The sequence below is a fragment of the Streptomyces sp. NBC_01241 genome (assembly GCF_041435435.1).
Classification (GTDB): Bacteria; Actinomycetota; Actinomycetes; order Streptomycetales; family Streptomycetaceae; genus Streptomyces.
In genome coordinates this window covers 4,022,472-4,043,472 of record NZ_CP108494.1, presented here as the reverse complement: position 1 = coordinate 4,043,472, position 21,001 = coordinate 4,022,472, and the positions used below count along the sequence as shown (strand labels likewise).

Genomic DNA, 21,001 nt, shown 5'->3' with positions numbered 1-21,001 from the left:
CGCTCCTGTCCCTGTCCGTGTGTCCGGGTGCGCCTCTGCCCCTGTTGTCTCTGTCTCTGTCTCTGTCTCTGTCTCTGCCTCTGCATCGTTCGCACCTGCCTGGGGTCGGGCGGATCGAGCCGATCGATTGCCTGGTTTGCACGCTTGGCGGCGTTTTGTGACAGAACGATCCCATGGAGCGATGATGGGTGGGGGCTGCCCGGCCCGCAGAGCGGGTGGGTGTCGTTGGTGATCTCTCGATGCGCGCGAAGTGCGTGCACGATAGTTGAGTCCGCTCGACTCAACTCTGTTGACACTGGGACGGCCGTCGTGCATCCTTGAGTCAGTTGCACTCAAGTAGTCAAGCTGGAGGAATTGAAATGGCACGTGCGGTCGGCATCGACCTGGGCACGACTAACTCCGTCGTCAGCGTTCTCGAAGGCGGCGAGCCCACCGTCATCACCAACGCAGAGGGCGCCAGGACCACGCCGTCCGTCGTCGCCTTCGCGAAGAACGGCGAGGTGCTGGTCGGCGAGGTCGCCAAGCGTCAGGCGGTGACCAACGTCGACAGGACCATCCGCTCCGTCAAGCGCCACATGGGCACTGACTGGAAGATCGACCTGGACGGCAAGAGCTTCAACCCGCAGCAGATGAGCGCCTTCGTGCTGCAGAAGCTGAAGCGGGACGCCGAGTCGTACCTGGGCGAGAAGGTGACCGACGCGGTCATCACCGTTCCCGCGTACTTCAACGACTCCGAGCGTCAGGCGACGAAGGAGGCCGGCGAGATCGCGGGCCTGAACGTCCTGCGTATCGTCAACGAGCCGACGGCCGCCGCGCTGGCGTACGGGCTCGACAAGGACGACCAGACGATCCTCGTCTTCGACCTCGGTGGCGGCACGTTCGACGTATCGCTGCTGGAGATCGGCGACGGTGTTGTCGAGGTGAAGGCCACCAACGGTGACAACCACCTCGGTGGTGACGACTGGGACCAGCGCGTCGTCGACTACCTGGTGAAGCAGTTCGCCAACGGGCACGGCGTCGACCTGTCCAAGGACAAGATGGCGCTCCAGCGTCTGCGCGAGGCCGCGGAGAAGGCGAAGATCGAGCTCTCGTCCTCGACCGAGACGTCGATCAACCTGCCCTACATCACGGCGTCCGCCGAGGGCCCGCTGCACCTGGACGAGAAGCTCACGCGCTCGCAGTTCCAGCAGCTCACCGCCGACCTCCTGGACCGCTGCAAGACGCCGTTCCACAACGTCATCAAGGACGCGGGCATCCAGCTCACCGAGATCGACCACGTCGTTCTCGTCGGTGGCTCGACCCGTATGCCGGCCGTCGCCGAGCTCGTCAAGGAGATGACCGGTGGCCAGGAGGCCAACAAGGGTGTGAACCCGGACGAGGTCGTCGCCATCGGTGCCTCGCTCCAGGCCGGTGTCCTCAAGGGCGAGGTCAAGGACGTTCTGCTGCTCGACGTCACCCCGCTGTCCCTCGGCATCGAGACCAAGGGCGGCATCATGACGAAGCTCATCGAGCGCAACACCACGATCCCGACCAAGCGCTCCGAGATCTTCACGACGGCCGAGGACAACCAGCCGTCCGTCCAGATCCAGGTCTACCAGGGCGAGCGCGAGATCGCGGCGTACAACAAGAAGCTCGGAATGTTCGAGCTGACCGGCCTGCCGCCGGCCCCGCGTGGCGTCCCGCAGATCGAGGTCGCGTTCGACATCGACGCGAACGGCATCATGCACGTCGCCGCCAAGGACCTCGGCACCGGCAAGGAGCAGAAGATGACCGTCACCGGCGGCTCCTCGCTGCCGAAGGACGAGGTCAACCGGATGCGTGAGGAGGCCGAGCAGTACGCGGAGGAGGACCACCGCCGCCGCGAGGCCGCCGAGTCGCGCAACCAGGGCGAGCAGCTCGTCTACCAGACGGAGAAGTTCCTCAAGGACAACGAGGACAAGGTCCCCGGTGAGGTGAAGACGGAGGTGGAGACCGCGCTCACCGAGCTGAAGGAGAAGCTCAAGGGCGAGGACACCGCCGAGATCCGTACCGCCACCGAGAAGGTCGCGGCCGTCTCCCAGAAGCTGGGCCAGGCGATGTACGCCAACGCCCAGGCCGACGGCGGCCCGCAGGGCGACCCGCAGCCGGGCGCCCAGCAGGCCAAGGCCGACGACGACGTCGTCGACGCCGAGATCGTGGACGACGAGAAGGACGCGAAGGGCGGTGCGGTGTGACCGAGGAGACTCCGGGCTTCGAGGAGAAGCCCGATGTCCCCTCCGGCGCTGCCTCCGACGGAGCTGAGCCGAAGGATGCCCCCTCCTCTCCGGAGGAGGAGGCGCCGGCGGCCGGGGACGGAGTACAGACAGTCGGTCTGACGGCACAGCTGGACCAGGTCCGCACGGCGCTCAACGAGCGTACGGCCGACCTCCAGCGGCTCCAGGCCGAGTACCAGAACTACCGCCGTCGCGTCGAGCGGGACCGGGCCACGGTCAAGGAGATCGCAGTAGCGGGTCTCCTGTCCGAGCTCCTGCCCGTGCTCGATGACGTCGGCCGGGCCCGGGACCACGACGAGCTCGTGGGCGGGTTCAAGTCGGTGGCCGAATCACTGGAGACGGTCGTCGCCAAGCTGGGCCTGCAGCAGTTCGGCAAGGAGGGCGAGCCCTTCGACCCGACGATCCACGAAGCCCTGATGCACTCGTATGCGCCGGACGTCACCGAGACGACCTGCGTGGCGATCCTGCAGCCGGGGTATCGGATCGGCGAGCGCACCATCCGCCCCGCGCGGGTGGCGGTGGCCGAACCCCAGCCGGGTGCGACACCGGCCGCGGCCAAGGAAGAGAAGGCAACCGACGAGGAGAGCGGTGGCACCGAGGAGGTCTGACATCCCGTCTGACCACCTCGCGGCCCACCGCCCGGCCGTGCGACCGGCCAACGGGCCGGTCGCATGGCCGATCGTCCGGAAGGAGGGACGTCGATGAGCACGAAGGACTTCGTCGAGAAGGACTACTACAAGGTCCTCGGCGTCCCCAAGGACGCCACCGACGCCGAGATCAAGAAGGCGTACCGGAAGCTCGCCCGCGAGTTCCACCCGGACGCCAACAAGGGCGACGACAAGGCGGAGGAGCGCTTCAAGGAGATCTCCGAGGCGAACGACATCCTCGGCGACAGCAAGAAGCGCAAGGAGTACGACGAGGCGCGCGCCCTCTTCGGCAACGGCGGCTTCCGGGCCGGCCCCCCGGGCGCGGGAGGCAACTTCAACTTCGACCTGGGCGACCTCTTCGGAGGCGCCCAGGGCGGGGGCCAGGGCGGCGGAGCCGGCGGTTTCGGCGGCGGCGGTCTGGGCGATGTCTTCGGCGGCCTGTTCAACCGGGGCGGTACGGGGACGCGGGTGCAGCCGCGCCGCGGCCAGGACATCGAGTCCGAGGTGACGCTCAGCTTCACCGAGGCGGTCGAGGGGGCCACGGTCCCGCTGCGGATGTCCAGCCAGGCGCCCTGCAAGGCGTGTTCCGGCACCGGTGACAAGAACGGCACCCCCAGGGTCTGCACGACCTGTCTCGGCACCGGGCAGGTGTCGCGCGGCACCGGCGGCGGCTTCTCGCTCACCGACCCCTGCGTGGACTGCAAGGGCCGGGGTCTCATCGCCCAGGACCCCTGCGATGTCTGCAAGGGCAGTGGACGGGCGAAGTCCTCCCGGACCATGCAGGTCAGGATTCCGGCGGGCGTCTCGGACGGTCAGCGGATCCGGCTGCGCGGCAAGGGCGGTCCGGGCGAGCGCGGTGGACCGGCCGGCGATCTGTACGTCGTGGTCCATGTCGACGCCCACCCGGTCTTCGGCCGCAAGGGCGACAATCTCACCGTCACCGTGCCCGTCGACTTCACGGAGGCGGCGCTCGGCGGCGAGGTGAAGGTGCCCACGCTCGGCGGCCCGCCGGTCACCCTGAAACTGCCGGCCGGCACCCCCAACGGGCGTACGATGCGCGCCCGGGGCAAGGGCGCCGTACGCAAGGACGGCACCCGGGGCGATCTGCTGGTCACCGTCGAGGTGACCGTGCCCAGGGACCTGAGCACCGAGGCCAGGGAAGCACTGGAGGCCTACCGGAAGGCGACTGCGGGCCGTGACCCGCGGGCAGAACTCTTCCAGGCAGCGAAGGGAGCTTGAGGTGGACGGCCGACGACGTAATCCGTACGAACTGACCGATGAAACACCGGTGTACGTGATCTCGATCGCGGCCCAGCTCTCGGGCCTGCATCCGCAGACGCTGCGCCAGTACGACCGCCTCGGCCTGGTCTCGCCCGACCGCACGGCCGGGCGCGGCAGGCGCTACTCGGCCCGCGACATCGAGCTGCTGCGCACCGTGCAGCAGCTGTCGCAGGACGAGGGCATCAACCTCGCCGGCATCAAGCGCATCATCGAGCTGGAGAACCAGGTCGCGGCCCTCCAGCAGCGCGTCGCCGAACTCTCGGCGGCGGTGGACGGCGCGGCGGCGGCGATGCAGCAGCGCGAGGCCCAGGTGCATGCCTCGTACCGGCGCGATCTGGTGCCGTACCAGGACGTGCAGCAGACCAGCGCGTTGGTGGTCTGGCGGCCGAAGCGGCCGAAGGACTGAGCGGGTCAGGCGTATCCGCACGACGGACAAGGCCCGTCACCCGTGTGCTTCACGGGTGACGGGCCTTTTTCCTTCGTTCATCGAGTCGATCGAGTCCGTCGAGTCCATCCGGTCCATCGAGACGCGCGAGGCGCTGCGGGACGCGGGCGCCGGGCCGGGCCGGACGAGGGCCGTACGGGAAGCATCCAGGCGCTGTCCTGCGGATCGGGGTGAAGCAGTGCCATCTCGGTGAGGCAGGGAGCGGGTTCCAGCGCGGCCCGCGCGATCCGTCCGGTGCTCAGTGCCTCGGCGTAGAGCTTGGGGCCGCCTCGCACGATGCGCCGTCTCTGTGGGAGTGGTGAGTTCGTCCTCGTCTCTGTCCATCTATGCCCCCACTTCTGGCAATGCGACAAGAGGGCAGCGGTGAAAGCGTAGGCGGCAGGAGGGGCTCGTCGTACCCGGTGATGAACCTCTCCGGCGTCGGGGGCCGCGGTCGTTCTCGCCTGTATTGCGGTGGCGGTCCCCTTTGGTCCGACTTGGTGCGCCTTGGTTCGTGGTCCGATTAGGGCGGTCCCTGTTCCAGGATTCCTGATCGGGCTATCAGGTAGCCGAGCTGCGCCCGGCTGTTGCTCCCGAGAGCGACGCTGAGCTTGGCGATATGGGCGCGGCATGTCCGTACGTTCATGCCGAGGCGGCGAGCGATGGCCTCGTCGACGTGACCTTCGACGAGGAGTTTCGCGATGGAGTGCCGCACCCCGGAGATGCCTTCGAGTGTCGGGTCGTACGGGATCTGCTCCTGCAGGGGGACTGCACGCTGCCAGAACTGCTCGAAGACGCTGACGAGGTACTCCACAATGCCTGGGTGTCTCAGTTCCAGCGCCACTCTCCGATCGTCCGTGGCGGGGATGAAAGCGACGGTGTGATCGAAAATCATGAGCCGTTCTATGAGCTCTTCGAGGGTGCGGATCTCTACCTTCCCCTCTGCCATGCGTGCCGCGTAGGTGAGGGTTCCATGGCTGTGCCGGGCCGTGTGCTGGTAGAGGGTGCGCATGCCGACGCCGCGCTGCGTGAGGACGTTCCCGCGTTCCATCGCGATGTTGAGTGCGTCCTCGCTGCGCCCGCCGCCGGGCTGGATGGTGAGAACTTCCGACCTGCACTCGGTCAGGGCGAGTTCGATGGACGCATTGATTCGGTCGATGCCTTCGAGCACCGTGATCGCATGAGTGGTCGGCGGCGCCTGGGCGCTGATGGCCATGAAGGGTTCGAACGCATCCGTCAGTTCGACCGTGAGGCGTCGACGGTCCTGGATCTCACGCTCTATCGGGTGCAGCAGCTGAGTCAGTGCGGCGGACGGCGGCGCCGGCCGGAGCCAGGTGTCGTCGTCGGGGTCGGGGTGGAGCAGCGCGAACTCCAGCAGGCAGGGAGCCGCCGCCACCTCGGTGCGCATTATCTTGCCCACGCTCAGCGCGCTGGCGTACAGCCGTGCTCCCTCGGCGCATAGAGCGCTGACGGGGTGATGATGTGTCGCGTTTGTTTCATTTACGACCATTTGCCCACCCCCCAGGAACATGAATCTGCAGGAACATGATGCATCGCTTCTGTGGCATTGACGTGCCTCAATGAGCAATCGTCTTGTCATGCGGGGGAGAGGAAACCTTGGAAGTGAGGACGAAGCCCACTATGAGTAACAAGATGCTTCGCTCGGTGCTTGCTGCGGCCTTCTCCGCCGGGCTGACATTCGGGGCGATCGGTACCCTTGACCTTGCCTGGGACAGCGTGCCCGCCGGGGCGGCTGGGGTACAGGTGCAGGCCGTTGCACCCCCCGACCTCGCCTGGGACAGTGCGCCCGCCGGGGCGGCTGGGGTACAGGTGCAGGCCGTTGCACCCCCCGACCTCGCCTGGGACATGCTCCCCGCCGGCACTGCGGGCGCGCGGAGCGGGAACTTGGCGGCATCCGACCTGGCCTGGGACATAGCTCCAGGGAAGTCGGCAGGCGCGTGACCATCCCGCCGGACGACCGGACCTTCCGGCGGGAAATGGCTACGGCCTACCGATCAGGCTGGCACTTCATCGATCTCGTCACTGCCATCCCCCGCTGTGGCGACTCGCTGATGGTCACTCTGTTCGGCGACCCCATCGTCGTCGCACGTGAAGACGACGACGAAGTGCGTGCCTACCGGTGCCTCCGCAAGCCGCGTGGGGCTCCGCAGCCCGTTCGCTGCGCGATTCGGTACGACATGATTTTCGTCAACCTCGACCGCCGGGACCACCAGCTGTTCGAGCCAGAGACTATTTCCGCCACCCCCCGCAGTGCCTGAGCGATCCCCCGTCGTTACACGTCGCTCGGCACTCCCCCACACAACGGCGTCATCGTGACCTGAACGCGATGGCGCCGTTGTGCTGCCCCGGGAAGCCCCCGGGAAGCCCCCGGGAAGCCCCCGGGAAGCCCCAGGAAACCTCGGGCCACAAGCGCCGGGAGCCCGGAGCCCGAAGTCCCGCTCACGCCCTGCCGAGCGCCCGGTCCAGGGCGATCTCGATGACGACCCCGTCCGGGTTGGGTGCCGGTGTGCGTTCGTAGCGTTCCGCGTAGCGGCGCACCGCGTCGGCGATCACGCCCGGTTCCGTGTGTACCGTCGCGCGGCCCTCCAGGATCGCCCAGCGGCCGCGGCCGACCCGGCAGGCCGCGACCCGGGCGCCGGACGGGCCCGCGGCCAGGATGTCGGCGACCTTCTGGCTGCCCTTGTCCGGCTGCCCTTGTCGGTGATGACGCGGGCGAGCCCGGCCGCGGGCTCGTACGTCACGCCCACCGGCACCACGGGGCTCGGATCGGTCACGTCGACTGCCATGGGGAACAGGCTAGGGAGTGCGCATCCGTAGCCCGCCCCTGCGGTGGCGGGGGTTCTCTCCGGCCGGTTGACTCGGACTCGGAGTCGGAGTCGGAGTCGGAGTCGGAGTCGGAGTCGGAGTCGGAACTGGAACCGGACTCGATATCGCACCCGGAATCGCACCCGGAATCGCACTCGGAATCGCACCCGGAATCGCACTCGGAAGAGGCGATGGACTAGGTTGAGTGAAATAGACTCAACTTTGTGCACGTTGACTAAGTCAGTGTTGTGGAGAGACCAGTCACCGCAAGGAGGAGAGAGCGCACGTGGACGCCGAGCTGACCAACAAGAGCCGGGACGCCATCAACGCGGCCACCAGCAGGGCCGTGAAGGACGGACACCCCGATCTGACCCCCGGGCATCTGCTGCTCGCGCTGCTCGCGGGCGAGGACAACGAGAACATCATCGACCTGCTCGCCGCCGTCGAGGCCGACCAGATCGCCGTACGCACCGAGACGGAGCGGCTGCTGGGCGCGGAGCCCAGCGTCACCGGGTCGACCGTCGCCCCGCCGCAGCCCAACCGTGAGCTGCTCGCCGTCATCGCGGACGCCGCGCAGCGCGCGAAGGAGCTCGGCGACGACTACATCTCCACCGAGCACCTGCTGATCGGGATCGCCGCCGAGGGCGGCCGGGCCGGTGAGATCCTGAGCGCTCAGGGAGCCAGTGCGAAGAGGCTGCTGGACGCGTTCGAGAAGAGCAGGGGAGGGCGCCGGGTGACCACACCCGACCCGGAGGGTCAGTACAAGGCCCTGGAGAAGTTCGGTACGGACTTCACGGCCGCCGCCAGGGAAGGCAAGCTCGACCCGGTCATCGGACGCGACCAGGAGATCCGGCGCGTCGTCCAGGTCCTGTCGCGGCGTACGAAGAACAACCCCGTGCTCATCGGCGAGCCCGGCGTCGGCAAGACCGCCGTCGTCGAGGGGCTCGCCCAGCGCATCGTCAAGGGTGACGTCCCCGAGTCCCTGCGGAACAAGCGGCTCGTCTCGCTCGACCTCGGCGCGATGGTCGCGGGCGCCAAGTACCGCGGTGAGTTCGAGGAACGGCTGAAGACCGTCCTCTCCGAGATCAAGGAGAGCGACGGGCAGATCATCACCTTCATCGACGAGCTGCACACCGTCGTCGGCGCGGGCGCCGGCGGCGACTCCGCCATGGACGCGGGCAACATGCTCAAGCCGATGCTGGCCCGCGGCGAGCTCCGCATGGTCGGCGCGACGACGCTCGACGAGTACCGCGAGCGGATCGAGAAGGACGCCGCCCTGGAACGCCGCTTCCAGCAGGTGCTGGTGGCGGAGCCGAGCGTCGAGGACACCATCGCGATCCTGCGCGGCCTCAAGGGCCGTTACGAGGCCCACCACAAGGTCTCCATCGCGGACTCCGCGCTGGTGGCCGCCGCGACCCTGTCCGACCGCTACATCACCTCCCGCTTCCTCCCCGACAAGGCCATCGACCTGGTCGACGAGTCGGCGTCCCGGCTGCGTATGGAGATCGACTCCTCGCCTGTCGAGATCGACGAACTCCAGCGCGCCGTCGACCGCCTCCACATGGAGGAGCTGGCCCTCAAGAACGAGACCGACCCCGGCTCCAGGCAGCGCCTGGAGAAGCTCCGCCGCGACCTCGCCGACAAGGAGGAGGAGCTGCGCGGCCTCACCGCCCGCTGGGAGAAGGAGAAGCAGGGCCTCAACCGCGTCGGTGAACTGAAGGAACGCCTCGAAGAACTGCACGGCCAGGCCGAACGCGCCCAGCGCGACGGCGACTTCGACACCGCTTCCAAGCTGCTGTACGGGGAGATCCCCGGTCTGGAGCGCGAGCTGGCGGAGGCGACCGAGGCCGAGCAGGAGGCCGCCAAGGACACGATGGTGAAGGAGGAGGTCGGCCCGGACGACATCGCCGACGTCGTCGGTTCCTGGACCGGTATCCCGGCCGGCCGGCTGCTGGAGGGCGAGACCCAGAAGCTGCTCCGCATGGAGGCCGAGCTCGGCAAGCGCCTCATCGGGCAGACCGAGGCCGTACGGGCGGTGTCGGATGCGGTACGCCGTACCCGCGCCGGAATCGCCGACCCCGACCGTCCCACCGGCTCGTTCCTCTTCCTCGGCCCGACCGGTGTCGGGAAGACGGAGCTCGCGAAGGCGCTCGCCGACTTCCTGTTCGACGACGAGCGGGCCATGGTCCGCATCGACATGAGCGAGTACAGCGAGAAGCACAGCGTGGCGCGGCTGGTCGGCGCCCCGCCCGGCTACGTCGGCTACGAGGAGGGCGGCCAGCTCACGGAGGCGGTCCGCCGCCGCCCGTACAGCGTCGTCCTGTTGGACGAGGTCGAGAAGGCCCACCCGGAGGTCTTCGACATCCTGCTCCAGGTCCTCGACGACGGCCGGCTCACCGACGGACAGGGCCGGACGGTGGACTTCCGCAACACCATCCTGATCCTGACCTCCAACCTCGGCAGCCAGTTCCTGATGGACCCGCTGACCGAGCCCGAGGTGAAGAAGGAACAGGTCCTGGAGGTCGTACGGGCCTCGTTCAAGCCGGAGTTCCTCAACCGGCTCGACGACCTGGTGGTCTTCTCCGCCCTGTCCGGCGACGAGCTCTCGCACATCGCGAAGCTCCAGATCGACCGGCTCGCGGGGCGTCTGGCCGAGCGCAGGCTCACCCTGGACGTCACGCCGGAGGCCTTGGCCTGGCTGGCCGAGGAGGGCAACGACCCGGCCTACGGAGCACGGCCGCTGCGCCGCCTCATCCAGACGGCGATCGGCGACCGGCTGGCGAAGGAGATCCTCGCAGGCGAGGTCAAGGACGGGGAGACCGTCCGGGTGAACCGGGTCGGGGACGGCCTGCGCGTCGGCCCCGCGTCGTAGCCGCCCCGGCCCCCGTGGTGGTCACCCTGTACGGTCCCGGACGGGCCCGGTCCGCACCGGCTGCGTGTCAGCTCGTGGCGGATCGGGCCCGTCCGGGCTTGCCATCCCCCGCCTGCCATGGGAGAGGATGGCGGCAACCGCACGAAGGGAAAAACACGGTGAGCATCGATCCGTCCTCGATTCCTAATTTCGGGGGCCAGCCCGAACCGCAGGCCGCAGGACCCGAGGGCCCCGTTGTCCCTGACCAGGACCTCGTCAAGCAGCTCCTCGAACAGATGGAGCTGAAGTACGTCGTCGACGACGAGGGCGACCTCGCGGCGCCGTGGGAGGACTTCCGCACGTACTTCATGTTCCGCGGCGAGGACGAGCAGCAGGTCTTCTCGGTCCGTACGTTCTACGACCGCCCGCACGCCGCGGACCAGCGTCCGGTCCTTCTCGACGCGATCGACGACTGGAACCGCCGCACCCTGTGGCCCAAGGTCTACACGCACACCCACGAGCCCGAGGAGGGCTCCGAGGACACCGAGGTCTCGGTCCGTCTCATCGGTGAGGCGCAGATGCTCATCGGTACGGGCGTCAGCCTGGAGCACTTCGTCTCGTCGACGGTCAGCTGGGTGCGCGCCTCGATCGAGTTCGACAAGTGGCTGCAGGAGCGTCTGGGCCTGACGCCGGCCGAGGAGAAGACGGACGGCGGGGACCCGACCCCTCCGGGCGCCTGAGCCCCGCACAGCAGTGACAGTCCGGCCCGGGGCGGCGGTCTCATGACCACCGCCCCGGGCCGGACCGCGTTCCGCTTCAGCCGCCGGAGTCACTTCAGCCGCTACAGCCGTCGGAGCCGCCGGTGTCACTTCAGCGGCTACAGCCGCTTCAGCCGGGACACCGCCTCGGCCAGCACGTCGTCACGCTTGCAGAAGGCGAACCGTACGAACGGTGCGCCCTGCTCCCGGTGGTCGTAGAAGACCGCGTTCGGGATGGCGACGACCCCGCACCGCTCGGGCAGGGACCGGCAGAACGCGAAGCCGTCGCTCTCGCCGAGGTGGCGGATGTCGGTGGTGACGAAGTAGGTGCCGGCCGGGCGGTAGACCTCGAAACCGGCCTCGGTGAGGCCGTCGCTCAGCAGATCCCGCTTGGTCCGCAGCTCGGCGCGCAGCCCGTCGTAGTAGCTGTCGGGCAGGCGCAGTGCCTCGGCGACCGCGTACTGGAACGGGCCCGCGGACACGTACGTCAGGAACTGCTTCGCCGAGCGGACGGCGGTGACCAGCTCGGGGCTCGCGGTGGCCCGGGCCACCCCTTGTTCGTAACTCATTCGCGTGTCGCGCCACAAGCCCACCAGAGGCCTCCCCAGTACCACCGGTGAGCCGGCCGCCATCTACTGCCGGATATCCCAGGCGGACGACTGCCGGATATCCCAGGCGGACGACGACGACCAGACCGGCGCCGACCGTCAGGAACGCATCTGCTCCGGTTCGGTGAGGGAACGGTCACTCCGGAGCCGGTGATGGGCTGTTGCGGGCCATGGAGGCCTGGTCGCAGGCCTGATCAGGGCGTCGGCCCGCCACTTTCGTCACTGTTCCGCAACAGGCGTGAACCGCCCCGCCGGGTGCCCCGTACAGCCCGGTGTGCGCGGCTCAGCGACCGCGGCGACCCGAGACGAGAGAAGGAACCGGCATGGACGGCGGCAAAATCAAGATCAGCCCGGAAGAGATGCGGGAGGCGTCGACCTGGCTGCAGCACCAGAAGGAACTGATGCAGCAGAGCCTCCACGAGGCCAACACCAAGATGGACGAGATGGTCGAGGCGGCCTACGCGACGCCGGGCTCCGAGAGCAAGTTCCGTCCGTTCTGGGAGGAGTACAAGAACGGCACCGACAAGGCGATCGAGGGCCTGCAGGGCGTCAGCGAGTTCATCAAGCAGGTCGCCGACGCGTTCGTCGACACCGACGACCAGACGTCCGGCTCCATCGGCTGACGTGCCCTTGTGTCCGGTCCCGCCCTTCTGCGGGGGGACCGGACGGCGGCCGGAGAGGAGGAACCGATGACCCGCATCAGCGTCCCGCTTGACGACCTGAACGAGACGGTCAAGTCACTTGAGGACATCGGGCAGCGGATCAACAGCACCGCGCGGCTCAGCGACGTCGGATCGAAGGACGATGTGGGCGATTCGACGCTCGCCGACTCCCTCGCCGACTTCGACGGCGCATGGGGCAGGGGCCACGAGAAGGTGCAGGACAACGTGAAGGTCTTCTCCGAGAACACGAAGAAGATCTCCGACGCCTTCATGCAGACGGACGACGAGACCGTCAAGGTGCTGGACGACTCCAAGAAGACCTGACGAGAGCCTGCTGGCAGAAAGGACATGCGTCATGACGCATCCGGTCACGGACCGGGCTACGGGGGCGCCCGCGCACTACAAGCTGCGCTACCCCGGCTCCTGGTGGTATCTGGACCTCGACCCGAGCACCCGGGACGCGTCCATCCGCCGCCGTATCGAGCACCAGGCGAAGGGGGTTCCGCAACTCTCCCGCGAGCGGCTCGACGGCCTGATCCGCGACACCCGCCGGACCGCCCGAGAGGCCTACGCCCGGGGGGCGCTCGAAGCGGCGGGGATGGTCAGGTTCCCCGGCGGGGACGCGATGCTCAGCGCCACGTCCGTCGTGCTGCGGATGCCCGTGCCGGAGGACCAGTCGGCGGATCTGGCCGAGGTGCTGTTCGGGGCGAGCATGCAGGCCGGGGACCCGCAGAGCAGCGGGTACCCGCCGCGCGAGGTGGATCTGCTGGAGCTTCCGGACGTCGGACCGGTCGGGCGGATCGCCTCGATCGAGGACATCGACTACAAGGGCACGCCGGTGCGTACGGCGCTGCTGCACACGCTGTTCCCGATCCCGAACCGCCGGGAATACCTGCTGGTCTCCAGCTCCACGCCCAATGTGGAGCTCAAGGACCAGTTCTTCGAGGTGTTCGACGCCATCGCGGGGACGCTGCGCTTCGTGGAAGTCGAGAGCAAGGGCACGGCTGTGCCGGCCGCACAGAGCCCGCAGGGCACGGACGAGAACGGAAAGTGAGGGCGTGGCAATGGTGCGGCCAGCGGTGTCCGACTGGGAGACGGTCTTCGGGTTCTCGGACGACCCGACGCCGGGCGATGCGGAGATGCTCGGGAAGCTCGCGGGCCAGTACCGGTCCGTCGCCGACGACGCGGACCAGGCGCTCCCCATCGTCAGCGGCCTGAAGAACAGCCAGCTCGGCGAGGGCAAGGCCATGGAGAAACTCCGGAACAAGCTCGGGGACCTGGCCGATCAGGTGGAGAAGCTGCACAGTTCGTACGACAAGGCGGCCCGCGCGCTGGACACCTACGCCGACCAGCTGGGGGACCATCAGCGCAAGGCCGACAACGCCCTGGTCGACGGACGGGACGCCAAGGAGCGGCTGCAGCGGGCCACCGATGCCGCCGCCGCGGCGGGGTCCGTGATCAGCGGCCTGGACGCGGCGGACCCGCCCCCGCCGGACGACGAGGCGGCCCGGCGCAGTGCGCGGCAGGCCATGGAGAATGCCCGGAACGACCAGTCCGCGGCGCAGGGGGGCGCCGACAGCGCCCAGCGGGATCTCGACGCCGCCCGCATGCTCGCCGAGGACGCGCGGGAGCTGCGCGAGACGGACGCCTCGACGGCGGCCCGCGCCCTGGACGAGGCGACGAGCGAGGCGGTCCCGGGCAAGAGCCTGTGGGAGAAGATCAAGGACATCTTCAAGAAGGTGCTCGGCTTCATCAGCGCCGCCCTGGGCATCATCGCCATGCTCATCCCCGGATTGCAGGGCCTGGGGCTCGTCCTGACGATCGCCAGTCTGGTCACCGCTGCCGTCCCCTTCATCATGAACATCGTCGACAGTATTCAGTCGGGCGAGTGGGATGTGCTCGACATGGTTCTCAGCGGCCTGGGGCTGGTGCTCGGCGGCGTCGGCCTGATCAAGATCGCCAATCTGGGCGGGATCGCGAACACCCTCAAGACCGTCACGAGCGATCTCAAGGCGATCCAGATCAACCTCAAGAGCGTGGTCCCCGCCATCAAGTCGTTCACCGGGTTCAAGAACCCGGGCGACCTGGTCGCGAACCTGCTGAAGAACATCCCCGGTGGCGTGTTGAAGACACCGGACGTCCTCAAGCAGCTGCCGGGCCTCACCAACATCTGGACGAAGACGGCGGGGTGGATCGACCAGAGCTCGAACCTCATCGGACTGGCCGGCCTCGCCTGGGCGATCAACGGCGCCGTCCCCAACGGGACGACGAACACGATCAAGCACGACCCCAGCTACGTGGAGGGATCGACCTGATCCGGGCCGCGTCCCGTCATGCGTGAGGGCTCCCGCCCCGGCCGTCGCCGGGGCGGGAGCCCTCTGCCGTGGGACCTCAGAGCCGGTGTCGGACCCCCCGCACAGGCGCTCAGCTCCCGGCCGGCGGAAGCACCGTCTCCGGGACCTGGACGGTGCGCAGCACGCCGTCGCCCAGGTGCAGGATCGCCCGCCCCGGGCGGGTCGCGCCCAGGCGGCTGCGGGGCACCTTGACGCCGATCAGTTCGCCGTCGCTCATGTTCTGCGGCTTCAGCAGCAGACCGCACCGGTTGCGGCGGGCCTCGGTGTGCCAGCCGGAGAAGCCGGAGGAGAGCCGGTCGGTCTGCCCGGCGATCACCAGGCCCCGGCCGTTCTCGGCACCGGACTTGGCGATCTGGGTGAGGACGGGCTCGGCCTTTGTCTTCAGCAGCAGGTCGGCGTCGTCCAGGATCACCACGGCCCCCTGCGGCGAGGACGCCAGCGCCTCCTCCAGCGCGGTGGGGTCGATGTCGGACTCGTCGAAGACCGCGAGGACCCCGGGCCGTCCGGCGAGTTGGCGCAACGGCGACCTGGCGGGCGCGCCGACGACGACGGGCGTCCCGGCCGACAGCAGCGACAGTGCCAGTGTCGCCAGGACGATGCTGCGGCCGGAGCGGGCGGGTCCGGCGACGAGGAAGGTCGGCGTGATGGCGAAGTCCGGCCCGAACGCGGTGAGTTCGTCGCCGCCGACACCGGACAGGGCCCACCGTGCGGACGGCAGCGGCTGCGGCACGTACCGGGTCGCCTCCTCCCAGGTGAGCCGGTCCGGCAGGGTGTCGACGCGGAACGGGCGGGTGGAGTCCGGCAGCTGGGCCGCCCGCTCGCGGCAGTACTCGGCGATCTGCTGGAGCGCCACGGCCTGCGCCTGGCCTTCCGGGTTGTCCGTGAGGAGCGCGATCTGCACCTCCGCTTTGTCGGCGGCACGGAACGCGCGGCCCGGCGGGATCTCGTCGGGCACGTTGCGCTGGGTGATACCGATCATCCCGTACTCGGACTTCTCGTTCAGCTTCAGCACGAGCTTGTCCTCGGTGGAGCCGTTGACCCGGCTGGAGAACAGCGCCCGGTCACCGGTCATCACCAGGTGGATGCCGACGCTCGCGCCGTCCCGGAGCAGGGTCAGCACGGAGCTCAGCAGGTTCCCGGAGTCGTACTCGCCGAGCTGCTTGTCGAAGACCTCCCACCGGTCGATGAACAGCAGGATGTGCGGCGGCCGTTCAGCCTCCGGCAGGGCGCGGCGGAGCTCCGGCAGGTCGGCGCTGCCGCGGGCGGCGAGCATCTCCTGGCGCCGGGTCAGCTCCCCGGTCAGCCGGGCGAGCAGCCGGGCCACCCGGTCGGGCTGGGTGCGCTGGGTGATGGCCCCGCAGTGCGGCAGCCCCTCGATGGGCAGCAGCGCGCCGTTGCCGCAGTCGATGCCGTACATGTGCAGCCGGTCCGGGGAATGGGCGGAGGCCAGGGTGCCGGCGATGGTGCGCAGTGTCTGCGACCTGCCTTGCCGGGGCGAGCCGATGATGTGCAGGTGCCCGAGCGTCGCCGGGTCGATCACCAGGGGCAGCCGGGCCTGTTGTGCGGGCAGGTCCACCACGCCGTACGCGACGGGCGCGAGGTCGTAGCCCGAGGGCGGGGGCGCCGGCAGTTCGCCGGCGACCAGGACCTCGGGCAGCGGCGGGAGCCAGGGGCTGTGCTGCGCGGGGATGCCCATCTCCCGGTCCGCTTCGCGGATCGCCGTGACGAGCCCGGTGAGGTCGGTCTCCACCTCGGCGGGTACGGCCGCGCCGCGGGGCCGCGCCGGGAGCGGCTCGCCGAGCCGTTCCCAGCCGACCGTCACCGCCCAGGGTGCCGGCAGCGAGGTCGCCGCGGCACCGGGCCGACGGCCGCCGACCCGTCCGGACTGGAACGGCACGAGGGAGTTCTGGCCCAAGCGCACATAGGCGCGACCGGGGGTGCCCTGCGAGATCCCGGCGGCCTCGGCGGAGTTGAGGACGTCCTGGCTCTCGCCGGCGTCCGTCACCCGGAGCGCGATGCGCAGGTTGGTGTTGGCGCGGATTTCCGAGGAGACGACGCCGCTGGGGCGCTGCGTCGCCAGGATCAGGTGGATGCCGAGGCTGCGGCCCCGCTGGGCGATGTTGACCAGACCCTTCACGAAGTCCGGCAGGTCGCGCACCATCGAGGCGAACTCGTCGATGACGATGAGCAACCGGGGCATCGGCGCGCGGCCCGCCGGGTTGCGCTCCAGCAGTTCGACGTAGTCCTCGATGTCCTTGGCGCCGGCCGCGGCGAGGATGTGCTCGCGCCGGGTAAGTTCCGCCGTCAGCGACACCAGGGCCCGCTCGACGAGGTGGGCGTCGAGGTCGGTGACCATGCCGACGGTGTGCGGCAGGTCGACGCAGTCCTTGAACGCGGAGCCGCCCTTGTAGTCGACCAGGACGAACGTCATCGCGTCCGGACGGTTCGCCACCGCGAGCGAGGCGACCAGCGTCTGGAGGAGTTCGGACTTGCCGGAGCCGGTGGTGCCGGCGACCAGCCCGTGCGGGCCGTCGCGCCGCAGGTCCAGGTAGAACGGGCCGTCCAGGGAGACGCCGACGGCCGCCCGGGTCGAGCGACCCCCGGCCGTCCAGCGCGCCCGGATGCCGGCGGCCTGCGGCGGGTCGAGGGCGAGGACGTCGAGCAGCCGCGCGGAGCCGGGAAGCACCGCGGCCTCCTCGTCGGCCCCGCCCGGGTCCCGCAGCGGGCCCATCGCGCGGGCCAGCGAACGGCACCAGTCCAGGGACACCGCGTCGGGCCGGATGCCCCCGACGGTGCCCCTCCCGGAGCGTCCCACCCGTACGGTTCCGCCGGGCTCCTCGGCGACGACGGCGTGGCACTCCTCGGGCAGCAGCCGCTCCTCGGCGTCCAGGCAGACCGCGCGGACGCCGACGGCCGGTCCGTCGCGCAGGATCTGCGCCACGCCGGGCAGCGAACGCAGCCTGCGGGCTCCGTCGAGGATGACGAGCACGTCGGGCCCGGCGGGCCGGCTCCGCCGGTCCTTCCGTCCGGCGCGCTCGACGATCAGCGCGGTGAGTTCGGCGACCCGCCGGGCGCAGGTCTCCGCGCCGTAGCCGATGCTGGCCGGGGTGTCGCCGGACTTCTTGCGCACATGCGGCAGCCAGCGCAGCCAGGACCAGCCGTCCCGGCCCCGTTCGCCGGTCGTCAGCAGATGGATCTGGAGGTCACGGGGGCTGTGCAGGACGGCGGCCTGGGCGACTGCCCAGCGCGCCACGGCGCGCGCGGCCGGGCCCTCGCCGGCGATGCCCAGGACGTCGTGCTCCCGCAGCGGAACGGTCACCGGGACGTCGTACGCGGTCCGCGGGTCCTCGCGGCGGTGTTCATCCTTCGTCGGGTCCTGGAGCACCACGTCGGAGGCCAGATCGGCGGTTCCGATGCGCAGTTCGAGGAAGTCGGCGTCGGAGGTACGGCGTTCCCACAGGCGGCGCCGGGGGCCGACGGCGGTCAGGAGGACCTCGGCCGGGTCCGGGAAACCGTGGCGCCGGGCGGTGCGTTCGGCCGCCAGGGCCTTCGTCGCGTCGCCCTCGATGCGTGCCTTCTTCTCCTCGTAGGCGGCGACACTGCCGGAGTGGGTCTGGCGCCCGGTGCGCCGGCTCATCAGATAGTTGCCGAGGACCGCGACCGGGGAGAGCAGCCCGAACAGCAGCATCGACATACGGTCGAATATCAGCGCCCCGGCCCCCGCCATCACCAGCGGGGCCGCCGCGGTGATCCACGGGAGCGGCCGGGCGGCGGGCGGGGCGGGCGGGGAAGGCAGGGTGAAGCGGGTGGCGTTCTCGGCCGGCCGCAGTCGCGGCGGCCGGTTGTAGTCCCAGCCGGTGCCGTCCTCCGACGGCTGCACGGCCGCGTCCGGCTTCTGCGGGAGGGCGAGTTCGAGCAGGCTTTCTCCGACGAGGAGCTGTGCGCCGGCCGGCCAGGCGGTCGCCTCGGCGAGGTCCTCGCGGTCCAGTTGCAGAGTGCCGCCGCCCGGCGCGGAGGCGTCGGGCGCGATACGGCAGCGTCCTTGGGGGCCCACCGCCAGGACGGCGAACGGACGGTCCGGTACGGCGCGCAGCACCTGGGCGGTCCCGTCGTGGGCCAGCCCGATCCGGTACTCCCCCATGTCGAGCCGGTGCACGGTGCCCGCGCCGGTCCCACCGACCGTACGGACCTCCACCAGCCCGGCCGGTTCGGCCGACACGGTGCCCGCCGTGCGGCCCAGGCCCACGATGGCCGCGTGGTGCAGCGGCGCGTCCCGCAGCCGCATATCGGCGGGCAGCAGCCGGTCGCCGGCGTACAGGCCGAGGCCCTCCGGGGGCTGGTGGACGCCTCCTGCCCCGGCCAGCGCCTCCGCGACAGCGCGCACAGGCGTGTCGGGATCGGCGTCGAGGTGGACGTCGAACGCTTCACCGCCCTCCTCGACCACGGTCAACATCAACGACACGAGAACGTCCTCCAGCCGGCGTGAATGGGGGCCTCGGCAGCCGCACTCGGCGGCTGCCGTGCCACTGACGGGACCTACGGCGCCCGTCGGCGGATGGTTCACCCGGCGCACCGGTGAACCATCCGCCGACGGGCGCCGTAGTGGCCATCGGGGGCACGGCGCAGCGACTGTGCCGCCCCCGTTCTCGACCCTCCCGGCTCCGTCGCCGGGGCGTCCCGACAAGGAGTCAGAAGATGATCTGGTACGTCCTGGCCGTGGTGCTGGGGCTGGCGCTGATCGGGGCGGTGGCCGCGCTGATCGTCACCGAGCGACGGCCCCGCCCGCCGAAGCCCGGGCGACGCCCCCGCCCGTCGAAGCCCGTCGCCGCCTCGGCGGCCGTCGTGGGCCGGGAGGCGCTGGACGTGGTCAACGCGGGCCTGCGCCGGCTGACGGGCGAATGCCTGCGCTCCGGCCGGTCGCTGCCCGACCTGTACGCCGTCGTCTACTCCGAGAAGCGGCTCGCACTGCTGCTGGCCGGGGCCGAGGAGGCCGCCCCCGCGCCCTGGAGCGTCGAGGCGGACGGCGAGCGCTGGACGATCTCGCCCGACGATTTGCACCGCCCCGGCCCGGAGGGCGAACCGGCCCTGCCGTACGCGCTGACGGTGACGGTGGGCCTGGACGGACCCGACCGCGTGCTGGTCGACCTCTCCCGGGCAACGGGGCCCGTCTCGGTGACGGGTCCGGACAAGGAGGTGCGCAGCCTGGTGCGGGCCGTCGTCACCGAGGCGCTCGCCGGTCCTGTGGGGGCGCTCGCCGAGGTCACCCTGGTGGGATCCCTGGCCGACGGCCGGCTCCTTTCCGGCGACGAGCTGCGGACCTCGCGACTGCACGACGCGGCCAGCCTGGAGGATGCGTTCGCCACGGTGGCGGCGTCGGCGGGCACGGGAGCGCCGGAGCCCGGCTCGCCCGACGTCACCCAGATCTTCCGGCTGATCGAGGGCAGCAGCCGGATCGCCGTCCAGGGCGAGGCGCCGCACTTGTTCGTCGTGGACGCCTCGCAGCTCCCGCGACGGGAGGGGGCACTGGCCGGTCTGCGGCGTGGGGACGCGCTGCTGGTGGTCGGCGAGGCACCCACGGGGTGGCGCTGGCGTGCCGGTGCGGACGGATCGCTCGACACCGGGCCGCTCGGCCTGGAGATCACCCGGCACGCGGGACGTATGGCATAAGTGTCATCCGGCCTCGCGGTACAGGCCGTCCGCGTACAGCCCGCGGCTGTGCAGTGCCTCGCGCAGGGCGCGGGCGGCGTAGAACGTCCGGGACTTGACGGTGCCCGGCGGCACGCCGAGGACCTTGGCCGTCTGGTTGACGCTGCGTCCCAGGTAGTGCACGTGCAGCAGGACCTCGCGCTGTGCCGGCCGCAGGTCCCCCAAGGCGTCGGTGAGCACCTGGGAGGTGAGCATGTGGTCCACGCCGTCGGACACCGGCAGGTGGGCGAGTTCGGGGTCGCCGGTCTCCGGTGGTCTGGCCTGGCGGGCCCGGTGACCGTCGATGACCAGATGGCGCAGCGCGGTGAACAGCCAGGGCCGCACCGAATCCGTGGTCGGGTCGAGTTCCTCGGCGTGCCGCCAGGCGCGTATCGCGACTTCCTGGACGACGTCCTCGGCGCGGTGCCAGTCGCCCTCCAGCCGCCGTGCGGCGAACTGCAGCAACGCGCTGCCGTGGAAGTGGTAGAGCGCTCTGAGGAACTCGTCGGGGTGGGGTTCCGCGGCGCGGGGGCCAGGTATGAGGTCTTCGGTCGAAGCGCTGTTCGACAAGCGCCCTTCCTCTCCGGTCGTCTGTGGGGAAGACGGGCTCCGCCGGCTGCGGGACAACCGGCAGGCGCCGCCGCGAACCGCCG

15 protein-coding genes and 3 pseudogenes are annotated in these 21,001 nt (G+C 70.1%); 12 read left to right on the top strand and 6 right to left on the bottom strand.

Translation table 11 applies throughout. The features are described 5' to 3' along the window. The first annotated feature begins 359 nt into the window (after nucleotides 1–359). From dnaK to OG306_RS17880, 4 genes are all read left to right on the top strand, one after another. Complete coding sequence (gene dnaK, locus OG306_RS17895; protein ID WP_266747144.1) at nucleotides 360–2,213, top strand: molecular chaperone DnaK; 1,854 nt, start codon at nucleotides 360–362, stop codon at nucleotides 2,211–2,213. Beyond that, nucleotides 2,210–2,860: a nucleotide exchange factor GrpE gene (gene grpE / locus OG306_RS17890; protein ID WP_266747143.1), complete on the top strand. Its 651-nt coding sequence runs from the start codon at nucleotides 2,210–2,212 to the stop codon at nucleotides 2,858–2,860. The genes dnaK and grpE overlap by 4 nt, the downstream gene beginning before the upstream one ends. A 93-nt stretch (nucleotides 2,861–2,953) precedes the next feature. Continuing rightward, nucleotides 2,954–4,138 carry a molecular chaperone DnaJ gene (dnaJ, locus tag OG306_RS17885; protein WP_266747142.1) on the top strand — a complete coding sequence of 395 codons (1,185 nt, stop codon included), beginning with the start codon at nucleotides 2,954–2,956 and terminating at the stop codon, nucleotides 4,136–4,138. A gap of 1 nt (nucleotide 4,139) precedes the next feature. Beyond that, entirely contained in the window at nucleotides 4,140–4,586 is a 447-nt protein-coding gene (locus tag OG306_RS17880) for a heat shock protein transcriptional repressor HspR (RefSeq protein ID WP_266747141.1), read from the top strand. A 541-nt stretch (nucleotides 4,587–5,127) separates the two neighbouring features. On the opposite strand, the gene OG306_RS17875 is transcribed toward OG306_RS17880, so the two are convergent. After that, nucleotides 5,128–6,135, bottom strand: a complete 1,008-nt coding sequence (locus OG306_RS17875) for a helix-turn-helix transcriptional regulator (protein ID WP_266747140.1) — start codon at nucleotides 6,133–6,135, stop codon at nucleotides 5,128–5,130. A 427-nt stretch (nucleotides 6,136–6,562) separates the two neighbouring features. Between OG306_RS17875 and OG306_RS17870 the strand changes: the two genes are divergently transcribed. Next, entirely contained in the window at nucleotides 6,563–6,883 is a 321-nt protein-coding gene (locus tag OG306_RS17870; RefSeq protein WP_266747139.1) for a (2Fe-2S)-binding protein, read from the top strand. A 181-nt stretch (nucleotides 6,884–7,064) separates the two neighbouring features. Here OG306_RS17870 and OG306_RS17865 read toward each other — a convergent pair. Continuing rightward, nucleotides 7,065–7,411: pseudogene (locus OG306_RS17865) on the bottom strand (nitrilase). Nucleotides 7,412–7,716: 305 nt separating this feature from the next. Here OG306_RS17865 and clpB point away from each other — a divergent pair. Continuing rightward, the gene (gene clpB / locus OG306_RS17860; RefSeq protein ID WP_266906172.1) at nucleotides 7,717–10,302 is read left to right on the top strand and encodes an ATP-dependent chaperone ClpB; all 2,586 of its coding nucleotides are present in this window, start codon (nucleotides 7,717–7,719) and stop codon (nucleotides 10,300–10,302) included. Nucleotides 10,303–10,460: 158 nt separating this feature from the next. After that, entirely contained in the window at nucleotides 10,461–11,021 is a 561-nt protein-coding gene (locus OG306_RS17855; RefSeq protein WP_266747137.1) for a YbjN domain-containing protein, read from the top strand. 137 nt (nucleotides 11,022–11,158) lie between these two features. Here OG306_RS17855 and OG306_RS17850 read toward each other — a convergent pair. After that, nucleotides 11,159–11,578 (bottom strand): annotated as a pseudogene (locus OG306_RS17850) (aminotransferase class I/II-fold pyridoxal phosphate-dependent enzyme); the annotation flags it as partial. Between the two features lie 392 nt (nucleotides 11,579–11,970). On the opposite strand from OG306_RS17850, the gene OG306_RS17845 reads away from it, so the two are divergent. From OG306_RS17845 to OG306_RS17830, 4 genes are all read left to right on the top strand, one after another. Then, nucleotides 11,971–12,270, top strand: coding sequence for a WXG100 family type VII secretion target (locus OG306_RS17845; protein ID WP_266747136.1), 300 nt, complete (start codon nucleotides 11,971–11,973; stop codon nucleotides 12,268–12,270). Between the two features lie 66 nt (nucleotides 12,271–12,336). Next, nucleotides 12,337–12,633 (top strand): hypothetical protein, encoded by a 297-nt coding sequence (locus OG306_RS17840; RefSeq protein ID WP_266906174.1) that lies wholly within the window; start codon nucleotides 12,337–12,339, stop codon nucleotides 12,631–12,633. 31 nt (nucleotides 12,634–12,664) lie between these two features. Beyond that, nucleotides 12,665–13,363, top strand: coding sequence for a hypothetical protein (locus OG306_RS17835; RefSeq protein WP_266747134.1), 699 nt, complete (start codon nucleotides 12,665–12,667; stop codon nucleotides 13,361–13,363). Nucleotides 13,364–13,388: 25 nt separating this feature from the next. Next, a complete protein-coding gene (locus OG306_RS17830) occupies nucleotides 13,389–14,624 on the top strand; it encodes a hypothetical protein (RefSeq protein WP_266906176.1) in 1,236 nt (411 codons plus the stop codon). A 109-nt stretch (nucleotides 14,625–14,733) separates the two neighbouring features. Here the strand turns inward: OG306_RS17830 and OG306_RS17825 are convergent, their stop codons facing one another. Further along, nucleotides 14,734–16,743, bottom strand: coding sequence for an FtsK/SpoIIIE domain-containing protein (locus OG306_RS17825; RefSeq protein WP_371666254.1), 2,010 nt, complete (start codon nucleotides 16,741–16,743; stop codon nucleotides 14,734–14,736). Further along, nucleotides 16,735–17,394: pseudogene (locus OG306_RS17820) on the bottom strand (FtsK/SpoIIIE domain-containing protein); the annotation flags it as partial. The gene OG306_RS17825 and the pseudogene OG306_RS17820, both read right to left, overlap by 9 nt. 1,964 nt (nucleotides 17,395–19,358) lie before the next feature. On the opposite strand from OG306_RS17820, the gene OG306_RS17815 reads away from it, so the two are divergent. Continuing rightward, nucleotides 19,359–20,330, top strand: a complete 972-nt coding sequence (locus tag OG306_RS17815) for a hypothetical protein (protein WP_266747132.1) — start codon at nucleotides 19,359–19,361, stop codon at nucleotides 20,328–20,330. Between the two features lie 3 nt (nucleotides 20,331–20,333). Here the strand turns inward: OG306_RS17815 and OG306_RS17810 are convergent, their stop codons facing one another. Next, nucleotides 20,334–20,918 carry a sigma-70 family RNA polymerase sigma factor gene (locus OG306_RS17810; RefSeq protein WP_266747131.1) on the bottom strand — a complete coding sequence of 195 codons (585 nt, stop codon included), beginning with the start codon at nucleotides 20,916–20,918 and terminating at the stop codon, nucleotides 20,334–20,336. Between the last annotated feature and the right edge of the window lie 83 nt (nucleotides 20,919–21,001).